We start from the raw sequence: 19,623 nt of genomic DNA, 5'->3' as shown, positions 1-19,623 counted from the left end.
ATGCTCAAACGCCGCCGCAACCAGGCACCGCCCCTTGATGACGGCACGCACTGCCCGGTCGATGAATGCATGAAACTGCTCGGCGGCAGCTGGACGCCCTACATCATCTGGCATTTATCCGCTGGTCCACGCCGCTTCTCCGAGCTGGAGAGCGATATTCCGCCAATTTCGGCGAAAGTCCTGTCGACCCGGCTCAAGGAATTGTGCACGAAAGGCGTGGTGATCCGCACCGTACAGCCGACATCACCGCCCAGTGTCGATTACACACTCAGCGAACTCGGCCGCGAACTGCTGCCGGTGATCAAGGCCATCGTTGATGTCGGCACCCGCCTGAAACGCACCGCGGGTGCCTGCCCGGACTGAGCTCGCCGCTTAGCTGACGCGCTCAGCCGCGGCGACATCACCGCCTTCTGCAGGATGGATGCGCCAAGCGCTTTCGACACCGGCCCGGTAGTCACGCGTGAGGATGTCGCTGACCTTGATGAACTCAGCGTCCGCGGCGTCCCGGGTCAGGGTCAGGCGGATATAGCCATGGTCTTCCATATTGCAGTGGCCGACATCAGGATTGGCGTCGATCATCATCTGCCCGTAATCCACCCCCGGCGCCTTGAAGCCGGAGAAAGGTGACGGGCTGGTCACGGACGCTCCGACCAGCTCGGTCCCGATCCGATTGCCCTCGCCATCGACCAGATCATTGGCCCAGAAGGAATGGACATCGCCGGTGATGGTGATGATATCGGCCTCGGCCGCGCGCAGGGCCGCGTACAGACGGTCACGCTCGGCCGAATATCCGTCCCACATGTCGAGATTGAACGGGATGCCGAAGCGGGTCCGCATGATGAATTGACGGGCAAATTCGCTGTCCCGCGTCGCCCACCAACGCAACCAGCCCGGCATCTCAGTGGCAAAATTGGGGAAGTTGACCCGTGCCATGATGACCTGGTTGGCCAGGATGCGCCACGGCTTGCCGGCCGCCTTCGAGGCGGCACAGGCCGCACCGATATCAGCGATCTGGTCGGCCCCGAGCAGGGTACGGTCTTCGGCGCCGACAACATCGCGCTTCCAGGCGGCGACGGCTTCGAGATTGGCCGGATCGGTATCGTCGGCGTCGGACGGGATCGGGAAGGTGTCGAGACCGATTTCCTGATCGCGGGCGGTGAGGCGGCTTTCCAGCAGGCAGAGCGTCGCCAGATCGCCGATTTCATACGTGCCGCGATGTTCGCGCAAATCGTCGGCGGGCTCGCGAGCGGGCTGCCAGTCATACCAGGCGCGCAGGGCGGCGTTGCGGCGATCTTCCCAGCTGCCCTCACCCTCATTGTGGTTCTGGGCACCCTCGCGCCAGGAGTTGTTGGCGGTCTCGTGATCATCCCAGCTGATGATCCAGGGCGCGGCCGCGTGCAGCGCCTGCAAATCCGGGTCGGATTTGTACTGGGCGTGACGGCCGACATAATCCTCATAGGAAACGATTTCATGCGCCGGAACCGGCACCCGGTTCATGGCGTCCGAGTTCTCGGTGGCGTATTGGCCCGGCGCATATTCGTAGAGATAGTCACCAAGGTGGACGACGAGATCGAGTTCGCCATTCTCGGCGGCTTCCCGATAGACGTTGAAATGCCCGGCGGGGAAATTGGAACAGGAGAAGACGCCAATCCGGTATTGATCGAGCGCGCCTTCCGGCAAGGTGCGCGTGACGCCGACCGGCGAGTATTGGTCGTTGAGGCGGAAACGGTAGAAATAGGAGGTGCCCGGCTCGAGCCCCGTCGCGAGAATTTTCAACGTGCCCAGCGGCTGCATCATCACATAGGTGATCTCTTCGCCCTGCTCGAAAACAATGTCGGTGAAAGCCTCATCCCGCGCCACTTCAACGCCGCGATACCCGCCGCCATCATTGGTGAGGGCCGTCCACAACATCACGCTGGATTGGTCCGGATCGCCCGACGCCACGCCATGATTGAAATGACCGTTTTCGACCGGTTGGAAAACATCCGGGGACTGCGAGCAGGCAGACACAGCGAGGCCGGCGCCCGCAGCCCCGATCAGGGCGGTCCGGCGTGTCAGATTGGTCTTGGTCATGATGTTTCCCCTCACCCATGTAACGCACGACAACGCTTGTGCGCGTTCATCGCCATCCTGCCTAGCGTGTTTTCATGATGGTTTCACTATGGACTTGAACGACGTAGGCGCGGCGGACATCAAAGTCCACCGCGCCCTGCCCTCACCCAGCCCGGGTCAGTGCTCTCGGTTCAGGTCCTAAAAATCGGCCCCGATGCGGACGCCCCAAAGCAGCGGGGCGCCAGCGATGTAGGTTGGCATGCCGAAGGACCCACCGGTATTGCCGGCGTCAATCAGATAGGCCTCGTCGGTCAGGTTCGAACCGTAGATCTCGGCATGATAACGCGCGTCGGCGCTTTCATAACGCAGGCGGGCATTGAGCAGGCCATAGGCCTCCTGCTGCAGCACACCCCCGAAGCGGTTATTATTGTTGTCGAAGTAAATCTTCGACTGCCAGGACCAGGTCGGCAGGAAGCTGACCGAACCCCAACCGCCCGACACGACGTCCCAGTTCAGACCGAATGCCAGCGCGTGTTCCGGTGCATAGCGGAAGCGGTTTCCGGCCAGCTCCAACGCATTGCCGGCGCTGTCCGTGTCGTCGAACGTCGCCATGTTGTAGGCGTAGCTCACAAACAGGTTGGCCGTGTCCGCCAGATCGAAATCACCCTGCAATTCGAGACCGTATTGCGTGGCATTGCCGGCATTATCGGTGACGAAGGAGATCGTGTTGGGGTCAAACCGCGTGGTCTGGAAGTTCTCGTATTCGGAGTAGAAGACCGAGCCGGACACGGTGCCACGATCAAAGGTGATGAAGGCCCCGGCCTCGATCGAGTCGACGATTTCCGCCGGCGCTTCGGAGAAATAGCTCGGCGAATTGGTGTCGACCGAAATCACGTCCGGTCGGCGTCCACGGGCATAGCTGGCCCAGGTGTTGATCCGGTCGGTCAGAGCGTAGGACGCAGCGAAACGCCAGGTGAAGTCATCAAAGTCACCGGACTGGCTCACTTCAGCACCATTCGGCGTATAGGGCGTGATGAGCGTGTCGCCGAAGGTCACAAAATTCGGACCCGCCAACGGGCGACCATAGCCGGCCGAGGTCTTGTCTTCGGCCGTATAACGCAGACCGGCGGTCAGGGTCAGACGATCCGTCACCGCGTAGGAGGCGTCAGCGAAAACATCCCACGACGTTGTCTCGGCGCTGTTTGATCCCTCTTCCAGGTAGAAGTCCCGCAGCGGGATCAACTGACCCAGGGTCAGCAGGCCGGCCACCGAATAGGGGAAGGGATCGAGCGGGTTGTCGAGATCAACGCCCGGGAAGCCATTGAGTGCCAGAAGGCCTTCCAGCTGTTCCACTGTCGCGCCGAAACCGGCCGCCAGGGTCGGGGCGAGCATGGCTTGCGCGATGCGCTCATCAAGACCGATCGGAATGCGCTGCTCGCCTTCTTCGGTGAAGTAAAGCGCGCCGAGTGAGCCCGTCAGGCGACCACCATTATCGTAGGACAGGCGGAATTCCTGGCTGAACTGCTCACCGGTCGCGTCTTCGGCGATGGTCAGGAATGGCAGCGCCGTGCCGTCCGGATCGAAAATCTCGACCGAGGTGAAGTCACGCCAGCCACTTATGGAGCTGAGTGTCCAGGCATCGTTGAGCGCGTAATCGGCCAACAAGGTCACACCGCGCACTTCGCGGTCGAGACCGAGCGGGGCGCCGCCTTCAAAGCCGCCGAACGTATTCAATGCCGCCGGGGTGAAAGGGTTGGTGTCGCCACCCGGTGCCGGGATGGTGCCGGATTTGAAGGAGGTGCCCGGAGGCGTGTCCTGCTGGTAATTGGCGATCAGGTCGAAGGAGAAAGCCTCGGTCGGCGCTCCCGAGAACACCATGCGCATGGCCTGGGTGTCGCGACCCTGCAGGCCCTCACCGCCGAGCGCATTGTCGATATAGCCGTCGCGCTCACGGCTGACGGCGGCGAAGCGCAGGCCGTAATTTTCGCTCAAGGCGAAATTGACATGGCCGCGCGCTTCAAGCTGGCCTTCATTGCCGGCGCCGACTTCCACCGAGGCGGAGAACTCATCATCGGCCTTGTTCTGGATGATATTGATGCCGCCGATCAGGGCGCCGCGCCCGAACAGGGTCGGCTGCGGCCCTTTGGCGACTTCGACGCGCTCGATGTCGAACAATTCGACATAGGAGCCGCGCGAACGGGTGATCGAGACACCGTCCTGGAACACGGCAACGCGGGTTTCTGACGTCGCTTCGCCGCTGTCCGTGGTGATGCCGCGGATCGAGTAGCCGGTATTGTTCGGGCTTTGCTCCTGAACAACGAGGCCCGGGGTGAAGGCGGCGAGGTCTTCGAAATCGGCAATGGCGAGCGCGTCAAGGCGCTCGGCGTCAAAAGCGGTGACATTGATTGGCACGTCGGCCAGCGATTGTTCGCGGAACTGTGTGGTCACACGGATGACATCGACGGTCTCGTCGGCTGTGTCCTGGGCCAGGGCTGTCGGCGCTGCGATGGCCGTCAGGGAGATGGCGGCCGCCGCCAAAAGACGAGACTTCAATGTCATGGTACGATCCTCATACACGCGCAGCCCCCTCGACTGCGCTTGGTCCGGCGTGCTTATGCGCTGGTCATGACGCTTTGCCCACAGCGCTGTGACAGCTAGATGACGCACTGCAGCAATCAGCCGATGCGTTGCAATCCGGCATCAGCTGGGGGAGTGTCATTGCATGACGGAAATCGCCGAAACCCGCGCCTTCGAGGCGTCTGACGACGACGCCGGGCAGCGCCTCGACCGCTGGCTCACCGCCAGCGCCGAAAACCTGTCCCGCTCGCGCCTGAAAGCCCTGATCGAAGAGGGCCAGGTCCTGCTCGGCGGCGCACCGGTGACCGACCCCTCGGCCAAGGTCATCGCGGGCGGCGTCTACAGCGTCGCCATACCGGCCCCGCGGCCCGATGCACCGACGCCGGAACCGATGGATCTCAACGTCCTGCACGAAGACAATGACCTCATCGTATTGTTGAAACCGGCCGGCCTGTCGGTCCACCCGGCGGCGGGTCATTGGTCCGGCACGCTGGTGCACGGCCTGCTGCACCATTGCGCGGGATCGCTGTCGGGCATTGGTGGTGTTGAACGACCCGGCATTGTTCATCGCCTCGACAAGGAAACCTCCGGCGTGATGGTGGTGGCCAAGTCGGACGCCGCCCACAAGGGGCTGAGCATCCAGTTCGCCCGCCACACGGTCGAGCGCGCCTATATCGCCTTCACCCGCAACGCCCCCAATCCGAAATCCGGCCGCATCGCGACCCAGCTGGCGCGCTCCTCTCGCGACCGCAAGAAATTCGAAGTGCCGCACGATCCCAACTCGGAGGCCGGCAAGCATGCGATCACGAACTACACCACGCTGAAACGCTTCGGTCAGGCCGAGGGCGCAGCGGTCGGGACCGGCATGGCGGCCAAGGTCGAATGCCGACTCGAGACCGGTCGCACCCACCAGATCCGGGTCCATATGGCGCATATTAACTGCCCGCTTCTGGGCGATCCCATGTATGGCCAGAAACGTGGCCGCCTGCTCGACCATGACGATGACAGCGGTACACTGCGCGCCTTCCGCCGCCAGGCGCTGCACGCCGCCATCCTGGGCTTTGATCACCCGGTCACCGGCGAGGCGCTGCGCTTCGAGACCGATCTTCCCGATGACATGAAACGCGTGGAAGCGATCCTGGAAACGCTGTGAGACGATGACGACTGCGTCCCAACCCGTCACCCCGCCGCGCCGCCGCAATGCCGAGGCGACCAAGGCGCGCCTGATGGCGGCGGGGGAGGCCCTGTTTTCCGCCCATGGCTTCGCTGCCACGACACTGGACAACATCGCCGGACACGCCGAGGCCAACAAGGCGATGGTGCGCTATTATTTCGGGGACAAGGACGGTCTCTACACGGCAATCATCGAAACAATCATTGATGATGTACTGGCCAATCTCGAGAGCGCCCTTGCCGCCCCGGCCGATCCGGTGGCCGACATGGGCGACTTCATCGAAATCTTTGCCCGCGCGATCATCAGTCGGCCGAGCTTCCCGCGCATGATCCTGCGTGACTATCTCGACGGTGACATCATGACGCGCGAGGGGCCGGCCCGAAAACTGCGCGGCTTCATGGACACGACCCGGCGCTTCTACCTTGCCGGCCGGGCGGCCGGGCGGTTCCGCGAGGTGGACCCGCACATGCTCCACCTCTCGATTGTTGGCGCCGCGATCTTTTTTTCGATCACCCGCCGCATCCGATCCACCCTGTCGACGCATCAAGGAATGGCAGACTTCGAGATCGAAGTTGCACCCTTCACGCGTCACCTGCGCGATCTGGTGCTTTCGGGCATCACATCACACAAGGGGTGAACCGGACAGATTGGCGGTGAAATTCGCCGTCATAATTATCTATCTAGTTAGTTAAATTTGCGTGGAGGCTTTCTGGAAACGAACAAAGGGACTTGTGACAATGACAAAATGGATCCGAAACGGGCTGATCGGCTTGGCCTGCAGCCTCGCCCTGCCCATGGCCGCCCAGGCGCAGGATGACGATACCCGGGAAATCCTGACGCGCTTTGCCGCTGACTATCTTGAAGACCCCACCTTCCAGGCCGATGTCGAGTTCGGCGTCCTGGTCGACGGTGACTGGTGGACGGTCGCGCTCAATCACGCCGAAGGCGACTATTCCGTCAGGCCGGGCGCGCCCGCCAGCCCGACATTCTACTACACCGCAGAGGCGGAAACGCTGGCCAAGGTCGACCGCGGAGAAATGGCGGCGTTGACGGCGATGGGCAAGGCGTTTTCGACCGATTATGCACCAATGGATATCGAGCTGATGGAGGGCGCCGGCTTTGACCCGATCATCCTGTCGATGACGTTCCACTTCTGGACCCGCGGCACGCCCGAGATCATCAATTGGCGTGAACATGAAACCCGCGAAGTCCATGGCGGCAATGCCGGGATTATCTACTATCAGCCGGGGTTTCGCAGCGGCTTCGGCTACGTCATGCCGGGCCAGCACGTGAATGCTGATCCGCGCAGCCGGACCAATGACTTTCCCACCCTCATCGTCTTCACCGGCAATCGTGCGATCGCGCGGATCAACGGGATCGACAAGGAAGTCGGCGATGGCCAGATGATCCTCATCCCGGCTGGGATGAGCCATGAATTCCTCAACCCGTTCGACCAACCGGCGGAATTCCTGCTCTTCATGTTCGGTGACGGCGCCTGATACGGAATGCCTGCAGCGGCGGCGTTGTCTGCGACGCCGCCGCCGCATAGCCTCACGCCTCCAGACACGGAGATTGAGATGGCAACCCAGACCATGACACGCGGCGTTGGCGGTTCGACGGCCGAGGCTGAGCTGGCGAAGCTCACCGACCGGCTCAGCCATTGCCAGCCCATCCCGGTCGAACGCCTCAGCGAGCGGCTGGACGGGCTGCGCGAGCGGATGAAAGCCGCCGGGCTGGACGCGATCTGGCTCAATGCCGGCAGCAATCTCAACTATTATACCGGCCTGCGCTGGCCAGCCACGGAACGTCTGGTCGGCGCCCTCGTCACCGTCGATGGCGGATTGACCTATCTCGGCCCGGCCTTCGAGACCGGGACGCTGGAAGGCTTCATGCGCCTGAGCGCGCCACTATCGGTCTGGGAGGAGCATGAAAGCCCCTATGCCCTGCTCGCCGGTCTTGATGGCGCCTCCGGGCGCCTCGGCCTCGACCCGACGACACCGCTGGTGACCGCCAATGCGATCTCGCAGGCCTGGCGCGGTGATACCGGCGATGCCAGCGAGGTGGTCCTGTCTGCCCGCAAGACCAAGGATGCCGACGAGATCGCGCTCATGCAGGCAACCATGTCAGCGACCCTGGAAGTGCATGCCGCGACGGCGCGCATCCTCCGCCCCGGGATCACGACCCGGGAGGTCACCGAATTCATCCATGCCGCCCACAAGGCGATCGGCGCGCCGGGCGGATCGACCTTCTGCATCGTCCTGTTCGGACCGGACACCGCCTTCCCGCACGGCGTCGCCAATCCCAAGGCGCTGGAAGACGGCGATGTGGTGCTGATTGATACCGGCTGCGGCATGCATGGCTACCAATCCGATATCACGCGCTCCTATGTGTTCGGCGAAGCCAGCGACCGGCAACGCGAAGTCTGGGAGGCCGAGAAGGCGTGCCAGCTGGCGGCCTTCCAAGCGGCGCAGATCGGGGGCGCCTGCAGCGCCGTCGATGCCGCTGCCCGTACCGAGGCCGAACGACGCGGCTTCGGACCTGGCTATGACCTGCCCGGCATTCCCCACCGCACCGGCCATGGCATCGGCCTGGACATCCATGAAGGTCCCTACCTGGTCGGCGGCGATGACACGCCACTGGACGCCGGCATGTGTTTTTCCAATGAGCCGATGATTTGTGTGCCGGGCGAATTCGGCATCCGGCTGGAGGACCATTTCTACATGACACCGACCGGCCCGCGCTGGTTCACCGAGCCGGCGCATGCGGTCGATGATCCGTTCGGCTAGCGCTCGCCGCTGACGGCTTTCAGGCCGACAATGCCGATCAGGATCAGGGCCAGGAAGAAGATGCGCAAATGCGTCGCCGGCTCGTTGAAAACGAGGATGCCAAGTGTCGCCACGCCCAGCGCGCCGATCCCGGTCCCCACCGCATAGGCGGTGCCGGCGGGCAGGGATTTCATGGCGACCCACAACAATGCCATCGAGGCGGCGAGCACGGCGAAGACCGCCGCGTGCTGCCACCAGGGCGCGTCGCTGCGGACATATTTGAACCCCAGCGCCCAGCCCATCTCGCAGATGCCGCCGAGCACCAACAGGGTCCAGGGATTGGTCAGGAAGGCCACCGGCTCAGTCCTGGCGTCGGAAATTGCGCGCCCAGACCTCGGCGATGATCGGGTCGGCCTCGGTCGCCTCCACCACCGGCAGAAGAGCCCGGCAGACACGGGCGAAGCTGGAGCGCCCCGGCGACCAACGGCACATCATGGCGACATAGACGTCCAGCAGGCTGAGACTGTCGCCGAGCAGGAAGCGGCCGGGAGCACCGTCAAACGCATCATTCATCAAGGTCCACATGTCGTTGCGGCGCTGATTGGTCAACGCCAGCAGGGTCTCATGGGTTGCGGGGTCGGGGTGAAAACGCTCCGGCCCGTCCGACAGGGTGAAGGTGGAATAGATGCTGGCCGCCAGAAACAGCATCCAGCGCAGATATTCGGCACGCTCCGGTGCGTCGATGGCGGGCGCGATACCGGCCTCGGGATAACGATCACCAAGCCAGATGAGGATGGCGGCGCTCTCGGTCATGACGCTGTCGTCCGGCAGGATGAGGGCGGGAACCTGGCCGGCCGGATTAATGGCGCGCACACGGCGCTGGTCGGCCTCATCGCCCAAGGGATCAGCTTCGACGAAGTCGTACTCCGCCCCAACCAGTTCCAGCGCCGCCTCGACGCAGACCGAACCGAAACCCGCCTTGCCATAAAGCGTATAGGACATCAGGCGCGTCCCTTGCGGATGGCGGCCTGGACCTTCAGCGCCTGGACCGTCATGCGGACATCATGAACGCGCACCATGGCGGCGCCGGCCGAGGCCGCGCGCAAGGCCGCTGCCAGCGATCCACCCAACCGCTCCATCTCGGCAGCACCCTCGTCGATGGCAGCAATGAAACGTTTGCGCGAGGCGCCGAACAGGACCGGATAGCCAAGCCCGATCACCTGATCGAGGTCACGCATCAGCGCCAGATTGTGATCGAGCGATTTTCCGAAACCAATGCCCGGGTCGAGCCAGATACTGTCAGCACTGACGCCCTTGGCCATGGCGATATCGGCCCGTTCGGTCAGGAAGTCGCAGACCTCGGACACCACGTCGTCATATTGCGGGTCCTTTTGCATCGTCTTGGGTGTGCCCGACATGTGCATGAGGATAACCGGCACGCCGAGTTCGGCCGCGGTCTCAAGGGCGCCGTCGGCACGAAGCGCCATGACATCATTCCAGATATCGGCTCCGGCCTCGACGGCGGCGCGCGCCACGGCCGGTTTGAATGTGTCGATCGAAATGCGGGCGCCAGAGCGCTCGCGCAGGGTCTTGATCACCGGAATGACACGCCGCAGTTCTTCATCCTCGGCCACGGGTGCCGCGCCCGGACGTGTCGACTCGCCACCGACATCGATCACGTCGGCGCCGTTCTTCAACATTTCCAGACCGCGCTCGACTGCAGCTTCCTGGTCAATGAAATCACCACCATCGGAGAAACTGTCCGGCGTGACATTGAGAACGCCCATCACGAAGGGCAGGTCGGACTGGCGACGGGAACGGAATTTGGCCATGACGATCCGTTTGCTGGGAAGCGGGAGGGTGACTGCCTGCCCCTGATATACGCTGCACCGGCACTGGGCGACAAACGAAAACCCCGGCTCCCGGAGCCGGTTTAGTCCACGACAGTGTGCGAGGTCACATCAATGGTTAATCGGGAATAGACCTCACCGGCCTCCTGACCGAGATGTACGGTCGCGGTCTCACCTTCGGCGGCGACAAGACGCGGCCTGTCCTGCAATCCGAACGGGTGTGCCTCGACATCATCCTGGAACGCCAAGTGGATCTCATAGACGATACGACCGTCACCATCGCGCGACGGCTGCATGCCAACCATCAATGTCCGGCTGTCCGTGCCACTGGCGTCGGCAAGGTCAGTGACGCCGGCCGGCAGGTCTTCCAGAAACACCATTACGACCATCTCGCCGTCACCATTGCTGCGGAAGCTGGACTCCTCCCCGACGGTCACCCTCTGCCCCGGCAAGGCGGCGTCGACCGAGACGGAGTATTCAGTCACCAAGGCCGAAGCCTGGGGAGTCGGCGCAGCGGCGGGGTCATGGGCACAAGCGGCCAGAAACGCGCTGGCGAAGATTGCTGACAAGTATCGCATGACCACCGGATGCCTCTTGTTACTGAAACACGATTTGGTTGTGATTTGGCCAAGCGGGCAAGCGTTGATCGGCACAGCCCCATGATCAAAAAAGCCCCGAACCTGTTCAAGGTCCGGGGCTTTGTCATTGCGCGTTATCGCCGGATCAGGCGCCCTGCGGTTCCGGACCGGTTTCCGGCCCCTCATCCGTTGTCGGCACGGCGCTGGTCGGCGTGTCGCTGGGCGGGGGCGGCGTATCGTCGGGGCGGACCGGCGGTTTGCCGTTGAGCAGGTCGGTGATCTCGCTGCCGGACAGGGTTTCGTATTCCAGCAGGCCTTCCGACAGGGTCTCCCAATCCTTGCGCTTGGCGGTCAGGATGCGGCGCGCCTCGTCCATGCCGGTCTGCACCAGATTGCGAACCTCTTCTTCGATCTTGCGAGCCGTGGTGCCGGACACGGATTTGCTCTGCACCAGTTGCTGGCCGAGGAAAACCTCGCCCTGATTGTCGGCATAATCGATCGGACCGAGCTCGTCGGAGAAGCCCCACTGGGTCACCATGGCCTTGGCCAGTCGGGTCGCCTGCTGGATGTCCGACGCGGCGCCGGAGGTGACTTTCTCCTTGCCGAACTTCATTTCCTCGGCAACGCGGCCACCCATCATGATGGCGAGACGCGAGGTCATTTCCTCGTGCGTCATCGACATCTTGTCGCCTTCCGGCAGCTGCATGACCATGCCCAGGGCACGACCGCGCGGAATGATGGTCGCCTTGTGCACCGGGTCAGCCGACGGCACGTTGATGGCGACGATGGCATGGCCGGACTCGTGATAGGCGGTGAGCTGCTTTTCCTTCTCGGACATGACCATGGAACGCCGCTCCGGCCCCATCATCACCTTGTCCTTGGCGTCCTCGAATTCCTGCATAGCCACGCGGCGCTTGTTGCGACGGGCGGCCAGCAGGGCGGCCTCATTGACCAGGTTGGCGAGGTCGGCACCGGAGAAACCGGGCGTGCCGCGCGCAATCACCTTGGGGTCGACATCATCGGCCAGCGGCACATCGCGCATATGGACCTTGACGATCTTCTCACGCCCGGTGATGTCCGGATTGGGCACCACGACCTGACGGTCGAAACGGCCCGGACGCAAGAGCGCCGGATCGAGCACGTCGGGACGGTTGGTGGCGGCGATCAGGATGATGCCTTCATTCGACTCAAACCCGTCCATCTCGACCAGGAGCTGGTTCAGCGTCTGTTCGCGTTCATCATTGCCGCCGCCGAGACCGGCCCCGCGCGACCGACCGACCGCGTCGATCTCGTCGATGAAGATGATACAGGGCGCGTTCTTCTTGGCCTGTTCGAACATGTCACGGACACGGCTGGCGCCGACGCCGACAAACATTTCCACGAAATCGGAACCGGAGATCGTGAAGAAGGGGACATTGGCCTCACCGGCGACGGCGCGGGCCAGCAATGTCTTGCCGGTGCCCGGAGGTCCGACGAGCAAGGCGCCTTTCGGGATCTTGCCGCCCAGACGCTGGAATTTCGACGGATCCTTCAGATACTCGACGACTTCCTGGAGTTCATCCTTGGCTTCATCGACACCGGCAACATCATCGAACGTCTTGCGGCCATGATGCTCGGTCAAAAGCCGCGCCTTCGACTTGCCAAAGCCCATGGCGCCGCCGCGTCCACCGCCCTGCATCTGGCGCATGAAGAATATCCAGACACCGATCAGCAGCAGCAGCGGGAACCAGTTGAACAGCATGGAGAGGAAGATATTGCCATCTTCGGACACCGGCTCGACACGGACATTGACGTCGGCTTCGCGCAGCAGGCTGACCGTCTGCGTGTCAGACGGCGGCAGCGTCACCTCAAAGCTTTCGCCCGAATGGGTCACGGCACGCAGCGTGTCGCCCTGGATCGTAGCGCTGGAAATCTCGCTGCGTTCAACCCGGTCGAGGAAATCCGAATAGGATGGTCCGCGTTGCTGGGATGCCGGGTCAGAGGACTGCCCCATCATCTGCATCAACACCATCAACAGGACCAGCACCACGGCCAGGATCGCAAAATTTCTCATGGGCATGCATTTATCCGTTCAATCAGTCGGTCATTCACGACCAGATATGGGCATTCCGGGCGCTCAGCGCCAGTCAGGCGCGCAGCCCGCTTGCAATCCCGACCCATTCAGGCCGCATTCGGTTCATCAAACCATCTCGCCGCAGGGTGCGGCAGCAGACGCCTGCAAAATCTGTGCGCGAGCAGCGATCGCATGGTCGCCGAGCCGTCCGCTGCGGCAAATCCGGCGATCTCGACCACCTCGCCGTTCCGCTCGCCGACCAGCAGGCCGGATCGGGCCGGACCTGGCACAGGATCGAGTATAGCTCGATCCGACACACCTTGATACGCCTCGCCCAGCAAACGCCAATCAAGTTTGCGTTGACGGTTTGCAAGCTCGAAACGACCGTCGAAGATCCATGTTGACTGGCGACCACCAGAGCTTGCTGCCGTTTCGCACCAAGGCTCGGGGACGGGCCGGTCAACCCGGCCCAGAACGGCACCGGCATCGCGAACCATCCAAACCGCGCCGTCCCGCTCTTCCAACAGTCGGACGCCGCAGCCCGACACCGGCCGGCCATCGCACAGCGCCGCGTCGATCGGTTCAAGCCGCGACCGGGTCGGATTCTGCTCTTCCCCGGAGACCGCCATCACCAGAGCGTCGAGCATGCAAAAGCGGATCGCCGGAGTCAGGGCCGACCAAGTGGCGCGGTCAATCCGGGCGCCCCCCCATGCCTCGATCCCGACACAGGTGCCGGCCGCGCGCCAGGCAGCCGCCCGTTCGGCCTGGATCAGCGCCTGCAGTGTCGTCGCCAAGGCGGCAAAGCGCGCCGTCTCGAAACCCGCCTCACCGAGCTGGCACAGCGTGCCCCGGGTGCGGATCCGCGCATAACGACAATCTTCATTCGACGGATCATCGACCCAGCGGCGGCCGGCGGTCGCCAGGATTTGCCGCAAATCCGCACGGTCGATGCAGAGGCAGGGGCGGATCAGCGTCAGGTCACGACCTTCCGGCCAGACCGGCGACGGTGCCGTCTCGGCCATCGCCGCTGCACTGCGCCAGCTGCCACCCGCAGCAAGGCGCAACCAGACCGTCTCGGACTGGTCGTCCCGCGTATGGGCCAGCATTAGCCGATCAATTCCATGCGTCTGGCAGGCATTGGCCAACAGGCGATGACGGGCCTTGCGGGCGCGGGCCTGAATGCCAGCCCCGGCGCGAGCCTCCTGCCAGGGCAGGATATCGCACGGCCAACCCAGCTCTGCCGCAATACGGCTGACCTCTTGCGCCTCTACGGCGGCCTCTGGCCGCAATCGGTGATCAACGGTGAAGACGTGGAGCCGCCGACCATTCCGGTCGGCCCAGTCCGATGCGATCAACAGCAGGGCGAGACTGTCACCACCGCCCGAGCAGGCGAGGCCGAGGACACCGTCCCCGCCCAGCCGGTCCAGCGCAGTGCCGACAATGTCGACGGCCGCAGCGCTCACGCCTATTGGCAGTTGGCGCGAACCGATTCCCGCGCGGCGCGGGCCTGCGAGGCCGGCGCGGCATTGGGGAATTGGCGCCCGAAACGGGACAGGGTGGCACAGGCATCTTCGGTGCGGCCCATCCCGTGCAGCGACGCGGCAAGCCGGACCAGTGCGTCCGGTGCTTTCTCACCCTCCGGGGCTTGGCGAAGCGAGGCGATATAGGCGTCGGCGGCCTGGGTAAAATCACTCCGGACATAGAAGGTTTCACCAAGCCAGTATTGCGCTTGCGCGGTCAGGGCATGATCGGGATTGTTCGCCACGAAGCTTTCGAAACCGCTTTGGGCGCCGTCGAAATCACCATCGAGCAGCCGCGCACGCGCCGCCTCATAGGCTATGGACGGGTCGGCCGGTGCGGCCGGGTTCGTACCGGCACTATCCGCCGCCGCCGGAGCACCGCCAAGCACACCGGTCGCGGCGGCGCGGGCCTCACCATGCGGGTCGGCCGGATCAATGATGGCAATCTGCGAACCGTCCGCCGCGTCGCCGTCGGCATCGAGACCATCCTGCATCCATGCCACAGCCGCATCGTCCATGGCCGGTGCCGCCGGACGGGCATTGGCCTCAAGCTCACTCTCGAGCGTCTCGACCTGTTGGCGCAATTGGCGGTTTTCGAAGCTGAGACGTTCCGCCTCACCGGTCAGCGCCTGGACCTGGTATTCCAGCTCGTCCATGCGCCGGATCAATGCTTCCGCGACCGGGTCGCCGGCCATGAACTGGCGCTCCAGCTCGCCGATACGCACTTCCGTGGCATCGATGCGTTCAGACAATTCCCGGCGTGACTGGGCCTGGGCGGGCGCGGCGGCAATCAAGGCTGTCGCGAGGGCGGAGAGGCAAAGAACTCTGATCATGGAAACGCACCTATCGGACGAGGACGGCGAAATTACGGCTGCCCCGGAGAAGAATGGAAAACGCCCGCGACGGGTCGGTCACGGGCGTTTCCTGTTTCATGCCTGCACGAACTAGTTGGTGTAGCCGCCAACCAGTGTCGTGGCCGCATTGCGGTTGACCGCCCAGCAGGTTTCCGACGACTGCATGCAGGTCGGGCGTTCCTTGCCGTAAGAGGTGGTCGAGACCCGCGACGGGTCCACGCCCTGGCTGATCAGATAGGTGCGGGCCGCATTGGCGCGTCGTGCCCCGAGAGCCAGGTTGTACTCACGCGTTCCGCGCTCATCGCAATTGCCGGCCACCAGGATGCGGGCATCCGGGTAGGAGGCAAGCCAAGCCGCCTGGCGACGCAGGGTGGCGCGGGCTTCGTCCGACAGGTCATGACGGTCGAGGCCGAAGAAAACCCGGTCGCCCGCGGCTTCAACAAAATGCGCGGTGGAGCCCAGTTCATATCCCGGGCCGGTATCGACAGGACCGGGATCCGGTTCGACAATCGGATCAGGCGCACGCACGGGGGCCGTGTCGTCGACCGGAGGAGTCGACGCACAAGCGGTCGCAAACGCCCCAAGCGCCGCAATAGCAAACAGTTTGATATTCATAATGTTACACCCTCAATCAGCCCAAGCGCAAACCGCCTGAGGCTTACTCCCAATCACGCGTCACGTGACGTTGAACCGATGACGGCCCCCCCATTGGTGCCGTTTACCGGACAAAACGTTACGCAGAAATCTGCTACTCAATCAAGGGCGACCATGCGGGGTCGGACGCCATTCCGCCCGTTGCGAGCCGCCTTAGATTGAAACCAGCCAGATCGACGCTCCAGATTTCATAACGCGTACCATTGGTGCGTGGTTCCCCGCGTGTGAACAGCAAAACACGTCCGTTCGGCGACCAGGCCGGCGTGTCGACGAAATAGCCTTCAAACAGAATCCGCTCGATTCCAGACCCATCGGCCCGGACAACGCCGAGCGCAAACTGGCCGCCGATCTGCTTGGTAAACGCGATCAAATCCCCACGCGGCGACCAGACCGGTGTCGTGTAGCGACCCGAGCCGAAAGTCACACGCTGGACGTCGGACCCGTCGCGATCCATCACGTATAGCTGAGACCCACCGCCACGGGCTGACGAGAAAACAATACGCTCACCATCGGGCGAGAAGGATGGCTCGACATCATCGGCCGGGTGTTGCGTCAGGCGCTGCAGATTGCGGGTGCGAAGGTCGAACAGATGAATGTCGTGTCCGGACCGGGTCTCGATCGACACGGCCAGTTCCGATCCATCCGGTGAGAAACGCGCGGACAGGCTTTGCCCGTCCGGATCAACCTGGCTCGCTGCACCTGCGCCGCCGGAGGCAAACAGGGCTTCCTGGCGTCCGGTTTCAAGATTGTAGAGATAGGTCGTCGCCTGACCGTCGAGGAAGGAGACATAGGTGATCTCCTGGGCGCTCGGCGAATAATTGGGCAATAACGCCATGTAGGAGCGGTCGGTGAGAAAGGACGGATTGGCGCCGTCCTGGTCCATCAGGGCGAGCTGGCGGATCGGCTCCCCCTCAATGCCGCGGCCTTCCGAGACATAGACAATGCGCGTGTTGAAATAACCGGTCTCACCGGTGAGACGCTCATAGACGGCGTCCGCCAGACGGTGCGCCACGCGGCGCCAGTTTTCCGGTGCGGTGCGATATTGCAGGCCCAGGAGCTGCTCTTCCAGGCGCGTATCCCAGAGCCGGAAGCCGACCACGAGACGACCATCTTCCTGGATCGTCACGCTGCCGACCAGAAGGGCGTCGGCATTGATCACGCGCCAATCTGAAAAGCGCGGGCGCAGGTCGATATTGGTGATGTCCTCGATGAAGGCTTCCTGGTCGACCGGGGCAAACAGGCCGGAGCTGGCCAGGTCATTGGCGACGACCCGCGTGATGTCTGCGCCGCGGCGCATGGCTTCGTCAGAGACGCCGACAAAGTCCGGCACGGCGATCGGCATGGGATCGAGATTGCCCTGGGTCACATCGACCCGCAGAGGTTCCTGGGCGGTGACGACACCGCTCCAGCCTAACAGGGCAAGAAACGCGGCAATCAGGACAAGTATGCGGGTCATGGGACAGGGTCTCCGGGACGGGTGTGACTAGCCACCGTATAAGGACGGCGAAAAATTGACCTCAATTTGACGCCATTGGGAATAGGCTTCCGGCGGCAATGAATAAGGCTGGCATTGCACAGCCGCACGCAAGGCCCGCTCGCCGGCAACGCGCAGATAGGGGTTGGGCGAATGGAGTACGCGAGCCTGGTCAATAATGCGTGGCGGCGCCGACAATTCGCCGTTGCGGTTGAGTTGCAGGACAAGCTGCACGGCCAGTTCGTCCGGTTCGGGCGCATCCAGCGAAGCCCGCCAGCAACGGGACAAGTGGGATCGCAGCAGGTCTTGCAAAGTCGCCGTCATCTGCTCGCCATTGCCGACCGCATTGCGGCGGGCACCGTCATCAGCCGCCTGGGTATCGCGCGTCTCGGCAACGCTGCGCGACAAATCGCCCAACATGTCGTTCAGCGAAGGTTCGGCCGGCTCGGGCTGGCGCTCGCGGGGGCGCTCCGGTTGCGGTTGCTGACGCACCGGCTCGGGTTCCGGCTCCGGCGCGTCTTCGACGGGCGCGGGCTCCGGCTCGGCCGGGGTTTCCGGTGCCGTATCGATGATTTCCGGCTCGGTCTCGACGGGTTCCGGTTCTGGCACCGGCGCTGCTTCAACGGGTTCGTCGATTGCGTCGTCAATCGTGACTTCGGATTCGTCTTCGACGACAGGCTCCGGGTCCGGCCTTGCCGCCCGGATATTCGTCCGCTCACCCAGGGTCACCAGCTCGATCGGGATGATCGGCGTGGTTTCGAACACGGTCGCGACGCGGGGCAGATAAATCAACCCCGCGGCTATGATGCCGCCGTGCACAAAAAGGGAAAGGACAAAACCACGCACAGAATGACCGCCGTTATTGCTCGATCGGGTCCGTGACCAGGCCCAGATTGGAGAAGCCGGCCGCATTGATATTGGCCATCACCCGGGCGACATCGCCATAGGCGGCACCATCATCGGCCCGGATATAGATCCGGGCGTCGAAACCGGTACCGGCAATCGCGCGCAGACGCGGCACGAGTTCGGTGATCTGGACTTCCGTTTCCTGCAGATAAATCACACCGCTCGCATCGATCGTGACCGTCAGCGGCTCCTCGCCGGCTGGCAGGCTGCGCGCTTCGGTTTCCGGCAGGTTGACCGGCACCCCGACCGTAAGCAGCGGCGCCGTGATCATGAAGACGATCAGCAGGACCAGCATCACATCGACGAAGGGCGTGACATTGATTTCCGCCTTCGGCTTCCAACGGGCGCGGCCCCGACCCGAACCGCCGCTATCAAGTGAGACAGCCATCGGCCTAAAGCCCGTCGCGATCGGCAAGCGCCGAAAGCTCATCCACGAAGCCATCGAGGCGGGAGCCGTATTTGGCGATATTGGCTGACAAGGCGTTGAAGAAGATCACCGCCGGGATGGCGGCCAACAGGCCGAGCGCCGTCGCGAACAGGGCTTCGGCGATGCCCGGGGCGACGACAGCAAGATTGGTTTCCTGGGACGCCGCGATGGCGCGGAAGGCATTCATGATGCCCCAAACCGTACCGAACAGGCCAACAAAGGGCGCTGCCGACGCGATGGTCGCGAGGATACCCAGCCCGCCTTCCGAACTCGTCATCTGGCGTCCGGCTTCCGCACCCGCTGCCTTGGAGACGCGGCCGCCGGGATTGTCGCCCTTCCATTCGCGCAGACCCGCGGCGAAGACGCGTGAAAACGGCTCGCGTGCCGTCTTGGCAAACTGGTCGGCGAGAGCGTCAAGCGAGCGGCCGGACCAGAATTCACGCTCGAAATGCTTGGCCTTGGCGTGCAGGCCGCGCAATTGCAGCGCCTTGTCGATCGCAATGGCCCAGGACCAGACCGACATGAAGGCGAGAATGCCCATCACACCTTTCACAACCCAGTCGGCGCGCATGAACAACGCGTAGAAGGAGAAGCCTTCCACGACCTGCGCAACCTCAACGACAGAAGACTCCATAACGCTCACCCTTGCGCTCCGGACCCGCGCCCCGCGCCGATCCGATACCTTGTTTCACAATCCATCCGACGCCATGCAGGCATCATGCCTGCAACAACGCACTCC

General features: G+C 63.4%; 19 protein-coding genes. 5 read left to right on the top strand and 14 right to left on the bottom strand.

The window, feature by feature from the left end; all coding sequences use genetic code 11:
- Nucleotides 1-363, top strand: a complete 363-nt coding sequence (locus C7435_RS15730) for a winged helix-turn-helix transcriptional regulator (RefSeq protein WP_121212424.1) — start codon at nucleotides 1-3, stop codon at nucleotides 361-363.
- A 9-nt stretch (nucleotides 364-372) separates the two neighbouring features.
- Here C7435_RS15730 and C7435_RS15725 read toward each other — a convergent pair whose 3' ends face one another.
- Both C7435_RS15725 and C7435_RS15720 read right to left on the bottom strand, forming a co-directional pair.
- A complete protein-coding gene (locus C7435_RS15725) occupies nucleotides 373-2,073 on the bottom strand; it encodes an alkaline phosphatase D family protein (protein WP_121212423.1) in 1,701 nt (566 codons plus the stop codon).
- Nucleotides 2,074-2,250: 177 nt separating this feature from the next.
- Entirely contained in the window at nucleotides 2,251-4,611 is a 2,361-nt protein-coding gene (locus C7435_RS15720; protein ID WP_121212422.1) for a TonB-dependent receptor, read from the bottom strand.
- Nucleotides 4,612-4,774: 163 nt separating this feature from the next.
- On the opposite strand from C7435_RS15720, the gene C7435_RS15715 reads away from it, so the two are divergent.
- The 4 genes from C7435_RS15715 to C7435_RS15700 all read left to right on the top strand — a co-directional run bounded on the left by C7435_RS15715 (nucleotide 4,775) and on the right by C7435_RS15700 (nucleotide 8,589).
- A complete protein-coding gene (locus C7435_RS15715; RefSeq protein ID WP_121212421.1) occupies nucleotides 4,775-5,782 on the top strand; it encodes an RluA family pseudouridine synthase in 1,008 nt (335 codons plus the stop codon).
- A 4-nt stretch (nucleotides 5,783-5,786) separates the two neighbouring features.
- A complete protein-coding gene (locus C7435_RS15710) occupies nucleotides 5,787-6,440 on the top strand; it encodes a TetR/AcrR family transcriptional regulator (RefSeq protein WP_121212420.1) in 654 nt (217 codons plus the stop codon).
- Between the two features lie 100 nt (nucleotides 6,441-6,540).
- Nucleotides 6,541-7,302, top strand: coding sequence for a cupin domain-containing protein (locus C7435_RS15705; protein WP_121212419.1), 762 nt, complete (start codon nucleotides 6,541-6,543; stop codon nucleotides 7,300-7,302).
- A gap of 93 nt (nucleotides 7,303-7,395) precedes the next feature.
- The gene (locus C7435_RS15700) at nucleotides 7,396-8,589 is read left to right on the top strand and encodes a M24 family metallopeptidase (RefSeq protein WP_121212468.1); all 1,194 of its coding nucleotides are present in this window, start codon (nucleotides 7,396-7,398) and stop codon (nucleotides 8,587-8,589) included.
- On the opposite strand, the gene C7435_RS15695 is transcribed toward C7435_RS15700, so the two are convergent.
- The 12 genes from C7435_RS15695 to tolQ all read right to left on the bottom strand — a co-directional run bounded on the left by C7435_RS15695 (nucleotide 8,586) and on the right by tolQ (nucleotide 19,518).
- Nucleotides 8,586-8,924 (bottom strand): DMT family transporter, encoded by a 339-nt coding sequence (locus C7435_RS15695; RefSeq protein ID WP_121212418.1) that lies wholly within the window; start codon nucleotides 8,922-8,924, stop codon nucleotides 8,586-8,588. The two genes, C7435_RS15700 and C7435_RS15695, sit on opposite strands and share 4 nt — an antisense overlap.
- Nucleotides 8,925-8,928: 4 nt before the next feature.
- Nucleotides 8,929-9,570 carry a glutathione S-transferase N-terminal domain-containing protein gene (locus C7435_RS15690; protein WP_121212417.1) on the bottom strand — a complete coding sequence of 214 codons (642 nt, stop codon included), beginning with the start codon at nucleotides 9,568-9,570 and terminating at the stop codon, nucleotides 8,929-8,931.
- The gene (gene folP / locus C7435_RS15685; RefSeq protein ID WP_121212416.1) at nucleotides 9,570-10,400 is read right to left on the bottom strand and encodes a dihydropteroate synthase; all 831 of its coding nucleotides are present in this window, start codon (nucleotides 10,398-10,400) and stop codon (nucleotides 9,570-9,572) included. Before folP ends, C7435_RS15690 begins: the two co-directional genes overlap by 1 nt.
- Before the next feature lie 101 nt (nucleotides 10,401-10,501).
- Entirely contained in the window at nucleotides 10,502-10,996 is a 495-nt protein-coding gene (locus C7435_RS15680; RefSeq protein WP_121212415.1) for a hypothetical protein, read from the bottom strand.
- A 145-nt stretch (nucleotides 10,997-11,141) separates the two neighbouring features.
- Nucleotides 11,142-13,055 carry an ATP-dependent zinc metalloprotease FtsH gene (gene ftsH, locus C7435_RS15675; RefSeq protein WP_121212414.1) on the bottom strand — a complete coding sequence of 638 codons (1,914 nt, stop codon included), beginning with the start codon at nucleotides 13,053-13,055 and terminating at the stop codon, nucleotides 11,142-11,144.
- Nucleotides 13,056-13,156: 101 nt separating this feature from the next.
- Nucleotides 13,157-14,512, bottom strand: coding sequence for a tRNA lysidine(34) synthetase TilS (tilS, locus tag C7435_RS15670; protein WP_170150512.1), 1,356 nt, complete (start codon nucleotides 14,510-14,512; stop codon nucleotides 13,157-13,159).
- 2 nt (nucleotides 14,513-14,514) lie between these two features.
- Nucleotides 14,515-15,402: a tol-pal system protein YbgF gene (gene ybgF / locus C7435_RS15665; RefSeq protein ID WP_121212412.1), complete on the bottom strand. Its 888-nt coding sequence runs from the start codon at nucleotides 15,400-15,402 to the stop codon at nucleotides 14,515-14,517.
- 111 nt (nucleotides 15,403-15,513) lie between these two features.
- Nucleotides 15,514-16,038: a peptidoglycan-associated lipoprotein Pal gene (pal, locus tag C7435_RS15660; protein WP_121212411.1), complete on the bottom strand. Its 525-nt coding sequence runs from the start codon at nucleotides 16,036-16,038 to the stop codon at nucleotides 15,514-15,516.
- A gap of 133 nt (nucleotides 16,039-16,171) precedes the next feature.
- Complete coding sequence (locus C7435_RS15655; protein ID WP_121212410.1) at nucleotides 16,172-17,533, bottom strand: Tol-Pal system protein TolB; 1,362 nt, start codon at nucleotides 17,531-17,533, stop codon at nucleotides 16,172-16,174.
- A 27-nt stretch (nucleotides 17,534-17,560) separates the two neighbouring features.
- Nucleotides 17,561-18,343, bottom strand: coding sequence for a cell envelope integrity protein TolA (locus tag C7435_RS15650; RefSeq protein ID WP_147422733.1), 783 nt, complete (start codon nucleotides 18,341-18,343; stop codon nucleotides 17,561-17,563).
- Nucleotides 18,344-18,410: 67 nt separating this feature from the next.
- Entirely contained in the window at nucleotides 18,411-18,845 is a 435-nt protein-coding gene (locus C7435_RS15645) for an ExbD/TolR family protein (RefSeq protein ID WP_075191219.1), read from the bottom strand.
- Between the two features lie 4 nt (nucleotides 18,846-18,849).
- Nucleotides 18,850-19,518, bottom strand: a complete 669-nt coding sequence (gene tolQ / locus C7435_RS15640; RefSeq protein ID WP_075191218.1) for a protein TolQ — start codon at nucleotides 19,516-19,518, stop codon at nucleotides 18,850-18,852.
- Nucleotides 19,519-19,623: the final 105 nt, after the last annotated feature.

It is taken from the genome of Maricaulis maris, from assembly GCF_003634045.1.
Taxonomy (GTDB): domain Bacteria; phylum Pseudomonadota; class Alphaproteobacteria; order Caulobacterales; family Maricaulaceae; genus Maricaulis; species Maricaulis maris.
This window is presented reverse-complemented; position numbering and strand designations above follow the sequence as displayed.

Excerpts from the sequence above, each read along its gene's own strand:
- C7435_RS15730 (WP_121212424.1), top strand. The coding sequence starts at position 1 with ATGCTCAAACGCCGCCGCAACCAGGCACCGCCCCTTGATGACGGCACG.
- C7435_RS15725 (WP_121212423.1), bottom strand. The coding sequence starts at position 2,073 with ATGACCAAGACCAATCTGACACGCCGGACCGCCCTGATCGGGGCTGCG.
- C7435_RS15720 (WP_121212422.1), bottom strand. The coding sequence starts at position 4,611 with ATGACATTGAAGTCTCGTCTTTTGGCGGCGGCCGCCATCTCCCTGACG.
- C7435_RS15715 (WP_121212421.1), top strand. The coding sequence starts at position 4,775 with ATGACGGAAATCGCCGAAACCCGCGCCTTCGAGGCGTCTGACGACGAC.
- C7435_RS15710 (WP_121212420.1), top strand. The coding sequence starts at position 5,787 with ATGACGACTGCGTCCCAACCCGTCACCCCGCCGCGCCGCCGCAATGCC.
- C7435_RS15705 (WP_121212419.1), top strand. The coding sequence starts at position 6,541 with ATGACAAAATGGATCCGAAACGGGCTGATCGGCTTGGCCTGCAGCCTC.
- C7435_RS15700 (WP_121212468.1), top strand. The coding sequence starts at position 7,396 with ATGACACGCGGCGTTGGCGGTTCGACGGCCGAGGCTGAGCTGGCGAAG.
- C7435_RS15690 (WP_121212417.1), bottom strand. The coding sequence starts at position 9,570 with ATGTCCTATACGCTTTATGGCAAGGCGGGTTTCGGTTCGGTCTGCGTC.
- folP (WP_121212416.1), bottom strand. The coding sequence starts at position 10,400 with ATGGCCAAATTCCGTTCCCGTCGCCAGTCCGACCTGCCCTTCGTGATG.
- C7435_RS15680 (WP_121212415.1), bottom strand. The coding sequence starts at position 10,996 with ATGCGATACTTGTCAGCAATCTTCGCCAGCGCGTTTCTGGCCGCTTGT.
- ftsH (WP_121212414.1), bottom strand. The coding sequence starts at position 13,055 with ATGCCCATGAGAAATTTTGCGATCCTGGCCGTGGTGCTGGTCCTGTTG.
- ybgF (WP_121212412.1), bottom strand. The coding sequence starts at position 15,402 with ATGATCAGAGTTCTTTGCCTCTCCGCCCTCGCGACAGCCTTGATTGCC.
- pal (WP_121212411.1), bottom strand. The coding sequence starts at position 16,038 with ATGAATATCAAACTGTTTGCTATTGCGGCGCTTGGGGCGTTTGCGACC.
- C7435_RS15655 (WP_121212410.1), bottom strand. The coding sequence starts at position 17,533 with ATGACCCGCATACTTGTCCTGATTGCCGCGTTTCTTGCCCTGTTAGGC.
- C7435_RS15645 (WP_075191219.1), bottom strand. The coding sequence starts at position 18,845 with ATGGCTGTCTCACTTGATAGCGGCGGTTCGGGTCGGGGCCGCGCCCGT.
- tolQ (WP_075191218.1), bottom strand. The coding sequence starts at position 19,518 with ATGGAGTCTTCTGTCGTTGAGGTTGCGCAGGTCGTGGAAGGCTTCTCC.